Origin of the sequence: Pseudomonas sp. 43(2021) (assembly GCF_017490805.1) — a bacterium.
Lineage (GTDB): Bacteria > Pseudomonadota > Gammaproteobacteria > Pseudomonadales > Pseudomonadaceae > Aquipseudomonas.
In genome coordinates this window covers 1-15,603 of sequence record NZ_JAFGYJ010000032.1, presented here as the reverse complement: position 1 = coordinate 15,603, position 15,603 = coordinate 1, and the positions used below count along the sequence as shown (strand labels likewise).

General features: G+C 65.6%; 13 protein-coding genes. 5 read left to right on the top strand and 8 right to left on the bottom strand.

The window, feature by feature from the left end; all coding sequences use genetic code 11:
- Positions 1–12 precede the first annotated feature (12 nt).
- From J5M71_RS22850 to J5M71_RS22835, 4 genes are all read right to left on the bottom strand, one after another.
- Positions 13–501: a DoxX family protein gene (locus tag J5M71_RS22850; protein ID WP_207837383.1), complete on the bottom strand. Its 489-nt coding sequence runs from the start codon at positions 499–501 to the stop codon at positions 13–15.
- A gap of 14 nt (positions 502–515) precedes the next feature.
- Complete coding sequence (locus J5M71_RS22845; protein WP_207837381.1) at positions 516–1,133, bottom strand: ferric reductase-like transmembrane domain-containing protein; 618 nt, start codon at positions 1,131–1,133, stop codon at positions 516–518.
- A gap of 248 nt (positions 1,134–1,381) precedes the next feature.
- Positions 1,382–2,668, bottom strand: coding sequence for a HAMP domain-containing sensor histidine kinase (locus J5M71_RS22840; RefSeq protein ID WP_207837379.1), 1,287 nt, complete (start codon positions 2,666–2,668; stop codon positions 1,382–1,384).
- Positions 2,665–3,405 carry a response regulator gene (locus tag J5M71_RS22835; protein ID WP_003250463.1) on the bottom strand — a complete coding sequence of 247 codons (741 nt, stop codon included), beginning with the start codon at positions 3,403–3,405 and terminating at the stop codon, positions 2,665–2,667. Before J5M71_RS22835 ends, J5M71_RS22840 begins: the two co-directional genes overlap by 4 nt.
- Positions 3,406–3,626: 221 nt before the next feature.
- Here J5M71_RS22835 and J5M71_RS22830 point away from each other — a divergent pair, with 221 nt between their 5' ends.
- Together J5M71_RS22830 and J5M71_RS22825 are read left to right on the top strand one after the other, a co-directional pair.
- Positions 3,627–3,902: a DUF2790 domain-containing protein gene (locus J5M71_RS22830; RefSeq protein ID WP_207837377.1), complete on the top strand. Its 276-nt coding sequence runs from the start codon at positions 3,627–3,629 to the stop codon at positions 3,900–3,902.
- Positions 3,892–4,428 carry a thioredoxin family protein gene (locus J5M71_RS22825; protein ID WP_233687780.1) on the top strand — a complete coding sequence of 179 codons (537 nt, stop codon included), beginning with the start codon at positions 3,892–3,894 and terminating at the stop codon, positions 4,426–4,428. Before J5M71_RS22830 ends, J5M71_RS22825 begins: the two co-directional genes overlap by 11 nt.
- A gap of 119 nt (positions 4,429–4,547) precedes the next feature.
- Here J5M71_RS22825 and J5M71_RS22820 read toward each other — a convergent pair whose 3' ends face one another.
- Both J5M71_RS22820 and aroQ read right to left on the bottom strand, forming a co-directional pair.
- Entirely contained in the window at positions 4,548–5,396 is an 849-nt protein-coding gene (locus J5M71_RS22820) for a shikimate dehydrogenase (RefSeq protein ID WP_207837376.1), read from the bottom strand.
- Positions 5,393–5,842 carry a type II 3-dehydroquinate dehydratase gene (gene aroQ / locus J5M71_RS22815; RefSeq protein WP_207837374.1) on the bottom strand — a complete coding sequence of 150 codons (450 nt, stop codon included), beginning with the start codon at positions 5,840–5,842 and terminating at the stop codon, positions 5,393–5,395. Before aroQ ends, J5M71_RS22820 begins: the two co-directional genes overlap by 4 nt.
- Before the next feature lie 237 nt (positions 5,843–6,079).
- On the opposite strand from aroQ, the gene J5M71_RS22810 reads away from it, so the two are divergent.
- From J5M71_RS22810 to J5M71_RS22800, 3 genes are read left to right on the top strand one after another with little or no spacing between them, the layout of a single operon-like run.
- Complete coding sequence (locus J5M71_RS22810; RefSeq protein ID WP_207837371.1) at positions 6,080–7,333, top strand: TolC family protein; 1,254 nt, start codon at positions 6,080–6,082, stop codon at positions 7,331–7,333.
- Positions 7,326–8,522, top strand: a complete 1,197-nt coding sequence (locus J5M71_RS22805; protein WP_207837368.1) for an efflux RND transporter periplasmic adaptor subunit — start codon at positions 7,326–7,328, stop codon at positions 8,520–8,522. The genes J5M71_RS22810 and J5M71_RS22805 overlap by 8 nt, the downstream gene beginning before the upstream one ends.
- Before the next feature lie 16 nt (positions 8,523–8,538).
- Positions 8,539–11,685, top strand: coding sequence for a CusA/CzcA family heavy metal efflux RND transporter (locus J5M71_RS22800; protein ID WP_207837365.1), 3,147 nt, complete (start codon positions 8,539–8,541; stop codon positions 11,683–11,685).
- A gap of 94 nt (positions 11,686–11,779) precedes the next feature.
- On the opposite strand, the gene J5M71_RS22795 is transcribed toward J5M71_RS22800, so the two are convergent.
- Both J5M71_RS22795 and J5M71_RS22790 read right to left on the bottom strand, forming a co-directional pair.
- Positions 11,780–13,117: an MFS transporter gene (locus J5M71_RS22795; protein ID WP_207837362.1), complete on the bottom strand. Its 1,338-nt coding sequence runs from the start codon at positions 13,115–13,117 to the stop codon at positions 11,780–11,782.
- A gap of 219 nt (positions 13,118–13,336) precedes the next feature.
- On the bottom strand, positions 13,337–15,487 hold the full coding sequence (locus tag J5M71_RS22790; protein ID WP_207837359.1) for a TonB-dependent receptor: 2,151 nt from the start codon (positions 15,485–15,487) through the stop codon (positions 13,337–13,339).
- Between the last annotated feature and the right edge of the window lie 116 nt (positions 15,488–15,603).

Genomic DNA, 15,603 nt, shown 5'->3' with positions numbered 1-15,603 from the left:
GCCCCGGCGAAATCACCTGCAGAACCGCCCCCTGAGCCAATGATCCAGGCTCAACCTCCCAGCCCCTTTCAGCAGCAGTGGCAGCAACGCCACCAGGTAGATCAGCGGCAACTTGAAGTTGCCAAAACCCTGGTCGGTAATCGCATACCCTTGGGCCAGCTCGGCCAGGCTCGACCAGTGCGCCGGCCAATGCACCGCGGCAATCGCCACCACGGTCAGCACCATCAGCCCCAACGAGGCCAGCCGGGTACCTAGCCCCAGCAACAGCAGTAACGGCAGGATCAGCTCCGCCCACATCGACAGCTGCCAGTTCAGCTCTGCAGGCAGCAGGTTGAAGGGGAACGGGAAGTTCGCTTGCAGGTCGGCGAACCAGTTGCTGCCATTGAATTTCTCCCAGCCGGATTCGAAAAATTCCCAGGCCAGAAACAGCCGCAACGGCAGGTCGGCGCTCCAGGTACCGAAACGGTCGAAGGTGGTCAGGGTGCGGGTCAAGGTAGTCATGCTGGTTTCTCTCTTCAGGAAAGGGCACGGGCGTTACGGCGTTGCTGACGGGCCAGCTTGGCGGTGAGCTTGACGGCGATGGCGCTGAACATCAGGGCGAACGCCAGCGGGTACCAGCCGCCCATGGGGATGCGTTTGTAGAACGACAGGCAGAACACCGCGGCCAGTACCCACATGCCGGTGCTGTGCAGGGCCTGCCAGGCACGGCCACCCAACAGGCGCATCGGGGCCTTGAACGAGGTGATGGTCAGCAGCAGCAGGAACAGGTAGCCGAGGGTACCGGGCAGGCTGGAGGTGAGCGTGCGGCCGGCCCAGAACAGCTCGGGGAATTGCTGGGCGTAGCGGTAGATCAGTACGCCATGCACGGTGTGGGAAAAGGCGAATGCCAGCCCCAGATAGCGCCGTTCCTGGAGGAGGCGGCGGCTGCTTGTGCCAGGCAGCAGGGTCACCAGCGACGAAGCCAGGAAGGCCAGCAGGAATAGCGCGAAGGAGCTGCGCGCAGTGGCACGGATCGCGCTGCGCAGGCCGTCGGGATCAGGTTGGCTGGCCAGGACCATGGCGGTCATCGCCAGGGTCAGGCCGGCGAGCGTGGCGAACAGCTTCCAGCCGGAGGGAAGGGTGAGGGGTTTCATCAGGGAGGCTCCCGGGGTGTGGTTGTGTGACCGGAAGTGTGTCGGGGAGGGGTATCTGCAGTGTGTCGGCGGTGGTGGGGTTGTGTATCGGATTGTAGAAGTCGCTCAAGCGCCGCAGTCCCTGTAGGAGCGGCCTTGTGTCGCGATGGGCTGCGAAGCAGCCCCAGGTTTTCAGCTTCGGCGCATGATTTGCCGGGGCCGCTTTGCGGCCCGATCGCGACACAAGGCCGCTCCTGCCTGAGATTGCCTTACTTCAGCTCGATCTGCGCGCACAGCCCGCCGCTTGCGCGATTGCTCAGGGTCAGTCGGCCACCCATGGCCTGGATCAGCTGGTGGGCAATCGCCAACCCCAGCCCGGTGCCGCCGGTGCTGCGGTTGCGTGAGCCTTCCACGCGATAGAACGGCTTGAGCACTTCATCCAGTTCGTCACCAGGTATGCCTGGCCCGTTGTCGAGCACGCGGATCACGGTCATGTCACCCTCGCGGCCCACCTCCAGCTCGGCAGCACCGGCAAACTTGAGAGCGTTGTCCACCAGGTTCACCAGCACCCGTCGCAGCGCATGGGGGCGAGTTTCCAGCAGGCTGCCGCTGCTGCCATGGCGCTCGACCCGGGCGCCACTGTCCTGGTAGTCGAACACCAGGCTGTCGAGGAAGGCATCGAGGTTCACCCGGCACGGTGCCTCGGTGCTGGTGTCCATGCTGCGGGCATAGGCCACGCCTTCGCGCACCAGGTGTTCCATCTCGCCCAGGTCGCTCCACAGCTTGTCCTTTTCAACCCCGTCGTCCATCACTTCGACGCGCAGTTTCATGCGCGTGATCGGCGTTTGCAGGTCGTGGGAAATGGCTGCCAGCAACTGCATGCGTTCCTTGAGGTAGGCAGCGATGCGCGCCTGCAGGGCGTTGAAGGCCACGGCGGCGTAGCGCACCTCGCGCGGGCCGCTTTCATCCAGCTGCACGCCAGGCTTGTCCGGGTCGAGGTTGTCCACCGCGCGGGCCAGGCGGGTCAGCGGGCCGATCGCCAGGCGTACCGCCAGCCAGGTGCACAGCAACAGCACGGCCAACTGGATCAGCAACACCACGGGCAGCCAACGTGCCACCGGAACCGGCGATGGGGTTACGTCGATGGTCAGCGGTGCGCCATCAGCGAGGGTCAGGTGTGCCTGGAAGTGCGCGTTCGGGCCGGGGATTTCCTGGAAGGAAAGGCGATAGTCGGCGCCAATGGCCTTGACGATCGAGTCGGCAGCCATGGGCGGGTCGCTGCTGGGCATGGCTTCGCCCGCCAGGCCATGGTCCAGCCGGTAGCGGTAGGTACGCCGCTCCAGGCGTGGCAACCAGGCGGCGCGCTCGGCCGCGGGCAGGCGGTCGAGGATGGCCACCGAGGTGGCCACGTCCTGCTCCAGGGTGCTGAGCATCATCGAGCGGCTGCTGATGTAGCGCTCGTAGGCCTGCAGGCCGAACGACAGGCCGTAGGCCAGCACCAGGCCGGTGAAGAAGATCAGTGCCAGGCGCGAGGCCAGGGTACGTGGCCACTTCATGATGGCGACTCGAGCAGTTGCACCGGCAGCGAGAACACGTAGCCCTCGCTGCGCACGGTCTTGATGCAGCTGGGTTCGCGGGCGTCGTCTCCCAGGCGCTGGCGCAGGCGGCTGACCAGCAGGTCGATGGATCGGTCGAAGATGTCGGCTTCGCGGCCTTGGGTCAGGTTGAGCAACTGCTCACGGCTCAGCACCCGCTGCGGGTGGTCGAGAAACACCCGAAGCAGGCGATATTCGGCACCACTCAGGGCAACCAGGGTGCCTTCGCTGTCGAGCAGATGGCGCGCGGTGGTGTCCAGCCGCCACTGGCCGAAGCCGAGCAGGCGGCTGCTTTCGCTGATGGTCAGGTTGGGCGGCAGCATGCGCGTGCGGCGCAGCACGGCGTTGATGCGGGCCAGCAGTTCGCGAGCCGAGAACGGTTTGGTCAGGTAATCGTCGGCGCCCATTTCCAGGCCAATGATGCGGTCGGTTTCGTCGTTGCGCGCGGTCAGCATCAGCACCGGGGTGTTGCGGTGCTTGCCGGCGCGCAGCTCGCGGCACAACAGCAGGCCGTCGTCGCCGGGCATCATGATGTCCAGGACGATCAGGTCGACGCTGTTGGCTTCGAGAAAGGCGCGCATCTGCCGGCCGTCGGCGACGATGCTGGTGCGCAGGCCGTTCTTTTTCAGGTAGTTGCCGACCAGTTCGCGGATTTCGCGGTCGTCGTCGACGATCAGGATGTGATCGACGTGTTCCATGCGCTGCGTTCCTGTGCAAGAGGGGATGGGCGCAGTGTACCGAGCGTGTTCGCCCTTGCCTGCGGGGTTTTGTATTGCAGTGTATCTGGCGTGCGGACAGACACAGGAGGAAGCACATCACCGCTTCGGGCGACACATACGGGATACCTGGCTGGCGTGAAATGGCTCTCGACCGGGGAGCACACCTCCCCACCCCCAAAGCGTTACACAGGAGAGATGCCATGAAACTCAATACCTTCGTCAGTGCCAGCCTGTTCGCCGTGCTCAGCTTCGGCGCCATTGCCGCCCAGGCCTCCACGATGCCGATGAACGATACCGGGGTCATGCAGTACCGTTACGGCGACCACCTGGATGTGAAGAAAGTGCTGTCGATACAGGATGACCAGAGTGATGCTTGCGGCCTGGTGAACACCCGCATGGACTACCTCGACTCCAAGGGCCAGCAGCAGAGCCTGCAGTACCGTACCTACGCCACCGGCGGTTGCCATGAGAATTGATCGACGCTTGTTGTTGAAGGTTGGCGGCATTGCCCTGGCGCTGGCCGGCCTGGGCCTGGCTGGGCACCTGATGGCCCGCGACAGCTACGGTGCCATGCCGTCGCTGTCGGGAGCCAGCCAGTGGCTCAATTCGGCGCCGCTGGATGGCCCCGGGCTCAAGGGCAAGGTGGTGCTGGTGGACTTCTGGACCTGGGACTGCATCAACTGCCGGCGCAGCCTGCCCCATGTGAACGAATGGGCGCGGCGCTATGCCGACCAGGGCCTGGTGGTGGTCGGCGTGCACACCCCGGAGTACGACTACGAGCACGATGTGGGCACCTTGCGTGACAAGGTGGCCAGGCTGGGGATCGGTTACCCGGTGGCGGTGGATAACGACTACAAGGTGTGGAATGCCTGGGGCAACCAGTTCTGGCCGGCGCACTACTTTGTCGACCGCAAGGGGCAGGTGCGCCATGTGCACTTTGGCGAGGGGGATTATGGGGGGCAGGAGCAGGTTATACAGGCTTTGCTGGATGAGAAAGAGTAAGTGGTCTGTGCCGGCCTCTTCGCGGGCTTGCCCGCTCCCACAGGGATTTGCGTAATCAGTGAAATTTGCGCAGTACCTGTGGGAGCGGGCAAGCCCGCGAAGAAGCCAACAACGATCTGTCAGGTGAAACTGGCGAAATGCGCCTGCATCCGCGCCGCATCCGCCTGGCGCCCGCTGAACAGCTCGAACGCCTTCACCGCCTGGAACACGGCCATATTGCTGCCGTCCAGGGTGCGGCAGCCCAGTGCCCGGGCGGCGCGCAGCAGTTCGGTTTCCAGCGGGAAGTAGATGATCTCCGCCACCCACAACCGCGCATGCAGCAGCTCCACCGGCAGCGGCGTGCCCGGCAGCTTGGCCATGCCCACCGGCGTGGTGTTGACCAGCCCGTCCGCCTCGGCCAGAGCCGTGGCCAGGTCAGTGCCGACCACGGCGCGCCCGGCACCGAAATGGGCATTCAGGTTGTCTACCAAGGCTTGCGCACGGGCCGCATCCACTTCGAACAGCACCAGCCGCTCGACCCCTTCACCCAGCAGGGCATGGGCTACGGCGGAACCGGCGCCACCGGCACCCATCTGCACCACCTGGCGCCGTGCCACGTCGGGCAGGCCACGGCGCATACCTTCGGCAAAGCCCAGGCAGTCGGTGTTGTGACCGACCCGCTTGCCGTCCTTGAGCACCACGGTGTTCACCGCGCCGATGCCGCGGGCTTCGTCCGACAGTTCGTCGAGCAACGGCAGGATCGCCTGCTTGAACGGGTAGGTGATGTTGAGCCCGGTAAAACCGGTGTGTTGGGCGGCGTCGAGCAAGCCGGGCAGGGCGCTGTCGTCCAGGTGCAGCTGGTCGGCATCGATCAGCCGGTACAGGTAGCGCAGCGCCTGGGCATCACCTTCGTGTTCGTGCAGGGCTGGGGTGCGCGACAGCTGGATGCCGCGGCCGATCAGGCCGGCGAGGATGGCTTGCTGGCTCATGCGCCGTGCTCCTGCACCCTTTCGGCGAAGTGGCTGATGGCCATGCGGTAGCCATGGCTGCCCAGGCCGCAGATGACCCCGACGGCGATGGACGATATGAACGACAGGTGACGGAACGGTTCACGCTTGTGCACGTTGGACAGGTGCACTTCGATAACCGGCACTTCGCTGGCCACCAGGGCATCGCGGATGGCCACTGAGGTATGGGTCCAGGCACCGGGGTTGATCACGATGCCGGCGCAGCGACCACGAGCGGCATGGATCCAGTCGATCAGTTCGCCTTCGTGGTTGGTTTGGCGGAATTCAATTTCCAGGCCATGGGCATGGGCAGTATCGGCACAACCCCGGGCCAGGTCGGCGAGGGTTTCGTAGCCGTACTGGGCAGGCTCGCGGGTGCCCAGCATGTTCAGGTTGGGGCCGTTGAGCACGAGAATAATGGGCTTCATTACGGGCATCGCTTTGTTGTTGTTGGATTCACCTAGTTTTGTACCGCCTGGTTAGTTTAGTCAATTGGACTAAACCGCTGTGCCAGGAAAGTGGGCGATTATCGAACCCTGCGTGTACACATCCCCGGTAGGAGAGAACGCAGGCTGGATTACAGAATTGTAATTTTTCCGCCACCCCCCCGATAAGCACGGCTTTTTACAGTTCCTCGCCAAAGCTCGCCGACGAGGACCTGTTTCGTGCCCATTCACCGCAAGACCGCCTTGCTCTGCCTGTTGCTGGCCGGCGCCGCCAGCGCCCAGGCCAGCCAGAGCCTGAGCCTGCCCCAGGCGCTTGACGCCGCCTTTGCCCAGAACCCGGAACTGGCCGCGGCTGGCCGGGACATCGGCATTGCCGACGGCGAGCGGCGCCAGGCCGGGCTAATCCCCAACCCGGAACTGTCCTGGGAGGTCGAGGACACCCGGCGTGACACCAGCACCACCACTGTCACCCTCAGCCAAGCGCTGGAGCTGGGCGGCAAGCGCGGCGCACGCATCGCCGTGGCCGGAGCCGGCCAGGCCATTGCCCAGCTGGACCTGGAGCGCCAGCGCAACGGCCTGCGCGCCGATGTGGTGCAGGCCTTCCATGCGGCCTTGCGCGCGCAGACTGCGCTTGAACTGGCGCAGCAATCGCAGGCGTTGACCGAGCGTGGGCTGCGGGTAGTGCAGGGGCGGGTGACCGCCGGCCAGTCATCGCCCGTGGAGGCCACCCGGGCCCAGGTGCAGCTGGCCCAGGCCCAGGCCGAAGTGCGCCGTGCACAAACCCAGCGCAGCGTGGCCTATCAGGCCCTGGCACGGTTGACCGGCAGCCCGTTGGCAAGCTTCGACCAGTTGCAGGCCGCCGACCTGTCCCCCGGTGACGCGCCCAGCGCCGACGCCCTGCTCAGCCAGGTCGAGCAGACGGCCGAATGGCGCCTGGCCGCCGCCCAGGTCGAGCGCGGCGACGCGTCCCTCGGGTCGGAAAAGGCTCTGCGCATTCCCAACCTCACCGTCAGCCTGGGTAGCCAGTACAGCCGCGAAGACCGCGAGCGAGTCAATGTGGTGGGCCTGTCGATGCCCTTGCCGTTGTTCGACCGCAACCAGGGCAACGTGCTGGCCGCGGCGCGCCGTGCCGACCAGGCGCGTGACCTGCGCAACGCCGTGGAGCTGCGCTTGCGCAGTGAAACCCGCAGCGCGGTCAGCCAGTGGGCCACGGCCATGCAGGAAGTGCAGGCCTACGACCGCACCATCCTGCCTTCTGCGCAGCAGGCCGTGGACACCGCCACCCGCGGTTTTGAAATGGGCAAGTTCGCCTTTCTCGATGTACTCGACGCCCAGCGCACGCTGATCGAGGCACGCGGGCTGTACCTCGAGGCACTAGCCTCGGCGACCGACGCGCGGGCGCAGGTCGAGCGGATCTATGGCGACCTCGATGGCCTGAGCAACAAATTGAACAGCAGGAGCAACAATGACTAATCCACGCAAGATAGCCCTTCTGGCTGCCGCCATTGCCGCGCTTGGCCTGGGTGGCCTGGCCTGGACCGACAACCTTGGCAAGGCGTCGAGCACGCAAGCCCGGCACGACGACCACGGCGACAGCCACGGCCACGGCGAGGAACAGGCCGGCGAAGGCCACGAAGAAGAAGAGGGCAAGCTGCACCTGTCCATCGCCCAGATCGAAGCGGCCGGTGTGCAACTGGCCAACGCCGGCCCTCGTGAGCTGGGTACCGCCATCAGCTTCCCGGGTGAAATCCGCTTTGACGAAGACCGTACCGCCCATGTGGTGCCACGCGTGCCCGGCGTGGTCGAGGCGGTGCAAGCCGAGCTGGGCCAGGCGGTCAGGCGCGGCCAGGTGCTGGCGGTAATCGCCAGCCAGCAGATTTCCGACCTGCGCAGCGAGCAACAAGCTGCCCAGCGCCGCCTGGAACTGGCGCGCCTGACTTTCCAGCGCGAACAGCAGCTGTGGCAGGAACGCATCAGCGCCGAGCAGGATTACCAGCAGGCCCGCCAGGCCTTGCAGGAAGCCGAGATTGCCCTGGCCAACGCCCGGCAGAAGGTCGCCGCCGTGGGGCCGGCCGGCACCGGCAACCGCTATGAACTACGCGCGCCGTTCGATGCAGTGGTGGTGGAAAAGCACTTGACCGTGGGCGAGGTGGTCGATGAGACCAGCAACGCCTTCACCCTGTCTGACCTGAACCGGGTCTGGGCCACCTTCGCCGTCGCCCCGCGCGATCTGGACAAGGTGGTCACCGGCCGCAATGTCACGGTCAGCGCGCCGGACCTGGGGGCCCAGGTCGAGGGCAAGGTCAACTACGTTGGCAGCCTGCTCGGGGAGCAGAACCGCGCTGCCACTGTCCGCGCCACCCTGGCCAACCCCAACGGCGCCTGGCGCCCGGGGCTGTTCGTCAATGTTGCGGTCAGCGTCGAGCGCTTCAAAGCCGCCGTGGTGGTGCCGGAAAGCGCCCTGCAAACCTGGGAGGAGCAGACCGTGGTGTTTGCCCGCACCGAGGAAGGCTTCGAGGCCCGCCCGGTGAAGACCGGCCGCCGCGACGCCGGCCAGGTGGAAATCACCACCGGCCTTGCCGCCGGAACCCAGGTGGCCGCCGCCGGCAGCTTTGTCCTCAAGTCCGAGCTGGGCAAGGGCTCGGCCGAGCACAGCCATTGATCACGGGGACGCCTGCATGTTCGAACGCCTGATCCAATTTGCCATCGAGCAGCGCCTGGTGGTGATGCTGGCCGTGGTCCTGATGGCTGCGGTGGGTATCCACAGCTACCAGAAACTGCCGATCGACGCTGTACCGGACATCACCAACGTCCAGGTGCAGATCAATACCGCCGCGCCCGGCTATTCGCCGCTGGAGACCGAGCAGCGCATCACCTTCGCCATCGAGACCGCCATGGCCGGCCTGCCTGGGCTCAAGCAGACCCGCTCGCTGTCGCGCTCGGGCCTGTCGCAGGTCACGGTCATTTTCGACGACGGCACCGACCTGTTCTTCGCCCGTCAACTGGTCAACGAGCGCCTGCAAGTGGCACGCGAGCAGTTGCCCGATGGCATCGAAGCGGGCATGGGGCCGATTTCCACCGGGTTGGGTGAAATCTTCCTGTGGACGGTGGAGGCCGAGCAGGGCGCGCTGAAGGAGGACGGCACGCCCTACACCCCGACTGACTTGCGGGTGATCCAGGACTGGATCATCAAGCCGCAACTGCGCAATGTACCCGGGGTGGCCGAGGTCAACAGCATCGGTGGCCATGCCAAGCAGTACCTGATTGCGCCGGAGCCCAAGCGCCTGGCGGCCTACAAGCTCACCCTCAACGACCTGATCGCGGCGCTGGAACGCAACAACGCCAACGTCGGCGCCGGCTACATCGAGCGCAATGGCGAGCAGTTGCTGATCCGCGCGCCAGGCCAGGTGGCATCGGCCGAGGACATCGCCAACATCGTCATCTCCAGTGTCGACGGCACGCCAATCCGCGTCAGCCATGTTGCCCAGGTCGGCCTGGGCGAAGAGCTGCGCTCGGGCGCGGCTACCGAAAATGGCCGGGAAGTGGTGCTGGGCACGGTGTTCATGCTGATTGGCGAGAACAGCCGCACGGTGTCCCAGGCGGTCGCCGCCAAGCTGGTGGAGATCAACCGCAACCTGCCCAAGGGCGTGGTCGCGGTGACGGTGTACGACCGCACCAATCTGGTGGAAAAGGCCATCGCCACGGTGAAGAAGAACCTGGTCGAAGGGGCCATCCTGGTCATCGCCGTGTTGTTCCTGTTCCTGGGCAACATCCGTGCTGCGCTGATCACCGCCATGGTCATTCCGTTGTCGATGCTGTTCACCTTCACCGGCATGTTCAGCAACAAGGTCAGCGCCAACCTGATGAGCCTGGGCGCACTGGACTTCGGTATCATCGTCGACGGCGCGGTGGTGATCGTGGAGAACGCCATCCGCCGCCTGGCCCACGCCCAGCAACGCCATGGCCGCATGCTGAGCCGCGCCGAGCGCTTCCATGAAGTGTTTGCGGCCGCCCGTGAGGCGCGCCGGCCGCTGATCTACGGCCAGTTGATCATCATGGTGGTGTACCTGCCGATCTTTGCCCTGACCGGGGTGGAGGGCAAGATGTTCCACCCTATGGCCTTTACCGTGGTCATCGCCCTGCTCGGTGCCATGATCCTCTCGGTTACCTTCGTGCCAGCGGCCATTGCCCTGTTCGTCACTGGCAAGGTCAAGGAAGAGGAAGGCCTGGTAATGCGCACGGCGCGCCAGCGCTATGCCCCGGTGCTGGCCTGGGTGCTGGGCCGGCGCAAGCTGGCGTTCGCCGCCGCCGCCACCCTGGTGTTGTTGTCCGGGGTAATGGCCAGCCGCATGGGCAGCGAGTTCATCCCCAGCCTCAGCGAAGGCGACTTCGCCCTGCAGGCCCTGCGCGTGCCGGGCACCAGCCTGTCGCAATCGGTCGACATGCAGCAGCGTCTGGAACAGGCGATCATTGCCCAGGTGCCGGAAGTGGAGCGGGTGTTCGCCCGCACCGGCACCGCCGAGATCGCCTCTGACCCGATGCCGCCGAACATTTCCGACGCCTATGTGATGCTGCGTCCGCGTGAGCAATGGGGCGACCCGGGCAAGCCGCGTGATGAGCTGATCGCTGAGGTACAACGTGCCGCTGCCAGCGTGCCAGGCAGCAACTACGAGCTGTCGCAGCCGATCCAGTTGCGCTTCAACGAGCTGATATCGGGGGTGCGCAGCGATGTGGCGGTCAAGCTGTTCGGTGACGACATGGACGTGCTCAACCGCACCGCCGCGCAGATCGCCAGCAGCCTGCAAGGCGTGCCGGGCGCGTCCGAGGTAAAGGTCGAGCAGACCACTGGCCTGCCGGTGCTGACCATCGATATCGACCGCGACAAGGCGGCACGCCATGGCCTGAACGTGGGCGACGTGCAGGACGCCATTGCCATTGCCGTGGGGGGCCGCACGGCCGGCACGCTGTACGAAGGTGACCGCCGTTTCGACATGGTGGTGCGCCTGTCGGAAACCCTGCGTACCGATGTCGACGGGCTGGCCAGCCTGCTGATTCCGGTGCCGGCCAGCGCTGCAGCGGGTGCCGGGCAGATCGGCTTCATCCCGCTGTCGCAGGTGGCCACGTTGAACCTGCAGCTGGGGCCGAACCAGGTCAGCCGCGAGGATGGCAAGCGGGTGGTAGTGGTCAGTGCCAACGTGCGCGGGCGTGACCTGGGCTCGTTCGTCGAGGAGGCCGAACAGACGTTGATCGAGCAGGTGCAGATACCACCGGGTTACTGGACACGCTGGGGTGGCCAGTTCGAGCAGCTGCAGTCGGCGGCCGAGCGTCTGCAGGTGGTGGTACCGGTGGCCTTGCTGCTGGTCATGGCACTGTTGCTGATGATGTTCAACAACCTCAGGGATGGCCTGCTGGTGTTCACCGGCATTCCGTTCGCCCTCACTGGCGGGGTGCTGGCGCTGTGGTTGCGGGACATCCCGTTGTCCATATCCGCTGGCGTGGGGTTCATTGCCTTGTCGGGGGTGGCGGTGCTCAACGGGCTGGTGATGATCGCCTTTATCCGTGGCCTGCGGGAGGAGGGGCGTACGCTGCGGGCGGCCGTCGAGGAGGGCGCGCTGACGCGCTTGCGGCCGGTGCTGATGACGGCACTGGTGGCGTCGCTGGGGTTCATTCCGATGGCTTTGGCTACCGGGACCGGGGCCGAGGTGCAGAGGCCGCTGGCGACCGTGGTGATTGGCGGGATTCTGTCCTCCACTGCACTGACCTTGCTGGTGTTGCCGGCGTTGTATCAGTGGGCGTATCGGCGCGAAGAGGTGCAGGAGGGTTGAGCCCCCGGGGCCGCGTTGCGGCCCTTCGCGGGCTTGCGCGATCCCTGTGGGAGCGGGCAAGCCCGCGAAGGGCTGCAAAGCAGCCCCCAAAATATCAAACGGTACTACGGGCTCCGGGCCGCGCGCTTTCCGTTCCCGCCTCATCATGCAACGAAATCCGCGAAGTCTCCGGCAACGCCAACCCACCCACCAAGGCCACCAGCGCAATCACCACCAGGTAGAACGCCGGTGCCAGGCTGCTGCCGGTCTGCCCGATCAGCCAGGTCGCCACCAACGGCGCGGTGCCGCCAAACAGGGTATAGGCCACGTTGTAGGTAATCGCCGAAGCGGTATAGCGGGTGCGGGTAGGGAAGCTTTCCGACAGCAATGCCGCCGTGACCACACCACTGCACAATGCCCCCACTGCCAGCAGGATCACCCCCAGCAGCGCGCCGGACATCGAGCCGGAGCTGGCCAGCCAGTACGCCGGGAACACGCACAGCATCACCCACAGGCAGGTAAAGCCGATGGTCTTGCGCCGCCCTACGCGGTCCGAGAACGCGCCGGCCAGCGGGCAGCCGACGGCGGCGAACAACAGGGCCACGGTGGTCACCAGCAGCGATTGCGCGCGGGTCAGGTTGCCGACCAGTTGCAGGTAGGTGGCGAAGTAGGTGGTGAACATGTAGAACGACAGCGCGGTCAGCGAGATGAAGGCCCCCAGGTTGCGGATCGCCCGGCCGTGGTTGCGCAGGGTTTCCTTGAGCGGCGAATGTTCATGCTCCTTGCCCTGGGCGATGGCTTCGCGGAACGCCGGAGTTTCTTCCATGCGCCAGCGCAGGTACAGGCCGACCAGCCCCAACGGTGCCGCGATCAGGAACGGGATGCGCCAGCCCCAGGCATTCATCGCTTCGGCCGACAGGCTGGCTTCCAGGCCATAGGCGATCACTGCCGCACAGGCAAACGCGGAAAAGGTCGAGACCGGTACGAAGCTGCCATAGAAGGCGCGCTTGTCGTTGGGCGCGTGCTCCATCAGGTAGGCGCAGGCCCCGGCATATTCGCCACCGGCAGAAAAGCCCTGCAGGCAGCGCGCCAGGGTCAGCAGTGCGGGGGCTGTCAGGCCGATGCTGGCGTAGGTCGGCAGCAGGCCGATCAGGGTCGTGGAGCCGGCCATCAGCAGGATGGTCAGCGACAGGATGCGCTTGCGCCCCAGGCGGTCACCCAGCGCGCCGAACACGATGCCGCCCAGCGGGCGCAGGGCGAAGGCTACGGCGAACACCGCAAAGGTCTTGAGCAAGGCCACGCTGGCGTCTTCGCCGGTGAAGAACTGGCTGGCGATCAGGGTAGCGAGAAAGCCGTAGACGGCGAAGTCGAACCATTCGACGAAATTGCCGATGGCCGAGGCGGCGATCACCCGGCGCAGTGTGGCGGGGGATACCTCGTGAGGTGTGGGCATGCGAGTGCTCTCCGGTTCCATTGGCAGGCATGATGAAAGTGGCGCGGTCGGGCCGCGCCATCATTGTTGTGCTTGCCAGTAGATAACCGGGCGCTGGAGGACGCTTTGTCGAGGGCGACCTCGGGATACCTGAATCAACCGCGAGTTGTTCGCTTTGCGCGGTCCGCTCCCACAGGAGCCAACGCAGGCCGGGGTGTTCATGCAAGACAAGCCATGCGCTCAGAAACGCATGTCCAGCGCCAGTTCGAAAGTGCGCGGCGGCCCCATGTAGTACTGGCTGTTGTAGGCCTGCTTGGCATACACCTCGTCGGTCAGGTTGCGTACCCGCCCGGTGAGTGAGGTGTGTTCATCCAGCCGGTAGCGGGCGAACGCGCCGAACAGGGTGTAGGCCGGGGCCTTGAGGCTGTTGGCATTGTCGGCATACACCGAGCCCACATAGCGCCCGTCTGCCCCCACCGACCACGCCGGGGTCAGGCTGTAGGTCAGCCACAGGTTGGCGATGTTGCCCGGTACGTTCACCGGTGCGTTGCCCTTGCGCGACACCGACACGCCATTGACCGCCTCGTTGAACTCGTCGTACTGCGCATCGACGTAGGCATAGTTGGCCTCGGCCAGCAGCTTTGGTGTCACCTGCAGCCGCCCGGACAGCTCGACACCGCGCGAGGTCTGCTGCCCGGCCTGGACCGTGAGGTTGGCGTCGTTGGCGTCGCGCACGGCGAAGTCCTTGCGCACGATCTGGTACAGCGCCAGCGTGGCCGCACCGCGCCCGTCGAGAAAGTCGAACTTGCTGCCCACTTCCCACTGCTCGCCCTTGGACAGGTCGAACAGCCCGACGTTGGAGTAGGTCGCTGCCGCCAGCGAGCCGGCCGGCAAGTCGGCGGAGGTACTGTACTGCGCATAGAGGCTGGCCGAGGGCGTCAGCGCATAGGTCAGGCCGATACGCCCGGAAAGCGGCTCCCAGCGCCGCTCGAAGAACGCCGGCGAGGTTGGCGTCACCGCGCCGTAGTTGGTCACTTGCATGTCCAGGTAGTCGTAGCGCAAGGCGGTCAGCAGGGCCAGGCGTTCGGTGAGTTGCAGGCGGTTTTCGGCAAACACTGCGCGGTTGGTCACCTCGTGACGGCGTTGCTTGGTCAGGCCGGCATTCACCCCGGGGATGTCGTCGAAGCTGCCGGGGTCGAAGTGCTCGGCATCGACCACGTCGCTCCAGCTGCTCGAGGTGGGGTAGAGGGTCTGGCGCATGCGCGAATACTCCAGCCCCAGTGACCACTGGCTGGCCAGGCCGAGCAGCTGGTTGTCGTGGCGCAGCTCGATGCGGTCGCCCAGCAGGTTCTGGTCATGGCGCTGCAGGTAAGGGCTGCTGCGGCGTACCTTGCCATCGTCGGTGTAGCTGTAGCGTTCGAGGTTGCGGTAGTCGCGCTGGGCGTTGTAGTGGTACAGCGTGTTCTGCACGCTGGTGCTGTCGCTGAGCTGGTAGTCGAGGATCGAGCGCAGCCAGCGTACCCGCTGCTCATAGCGCCCGTCGCCGACGTTGTAGTTTTCGAAGCGGCGGCTGTTGTCGATTTTCATCGTGCTGCGCCCGGGCAGGATCGGTGAGCCCCAATACGGGCTGTCTTCGCGATCTTCCTGGTACTCCACGGCCAGGGTATGGGTGAGGTTGGGGGCGAGGTCGCTGAGCAGCGAGAAGGCCAGGCTGTCGGTGTGCCGTTCGTTGCGGTCGATGTAGCCGTTGCCATGCCCACGGCTGAAGTCCAGGCGCATGAAGTGGCGGGCATCGGCGGGGTTGCTGGCCAGTGCCTGGTTGATGCCGAACGCCACTTCGCTGTCGTCGAAGCTGCCATAGCGGATACGGCCGTCGATGGTCTGTTGATCGCGGCTGGCCAACTTGGTGATGTAGTTGATCGAGCCGCCTACCGCGCCCGCACCATGCAGGAACGACGACGGCCCGCCGATCAGCTCGACGCGGTCGAGCACCCAGGCATCCACTGGCCGGGTGGCGCTGCTGTAGCCCAGGTTGATGCCGTTGTACAACTGGGTAACCTGGTTCTGGGTGAAGCCGCGGTAGGCGACGAAGCCGCCAAAGCCGGGGTTGGCCGAAGCGTTGACGCCGGTCATGGCGTTGATCACGTCCTGGCTGTCCTTGGCGTCGCGCTCTTCGATCAGGCGGCGGTCCGAGACACTGACCGAGGCAGGCGTTTCTCGTGCGGTGAGGCCCAGGCGCGAGCCGGTACGGATCGGCTCGTCCAGTTGCACGCCGCTGGCGGCGTCGCGTTCACCGTCGATGGTGGTGGCGCTCAGTTCAACCGGGGCAGCGTCCGCCCAGGCAAGGCTGCAGGTGCCCATGAGGAGCACCAGGGAGGTATTGCGAAGCATGTTGGTGTGTCTTCCACGCAAAGGTCATGGCTGACCGCGAGCGCGCGCAATCAGGCGCGCCCGGCTGAGGTCAGGCGAAATGAAGTACGGCTGCGGGGAAAGAGGCGGGGGAGGCG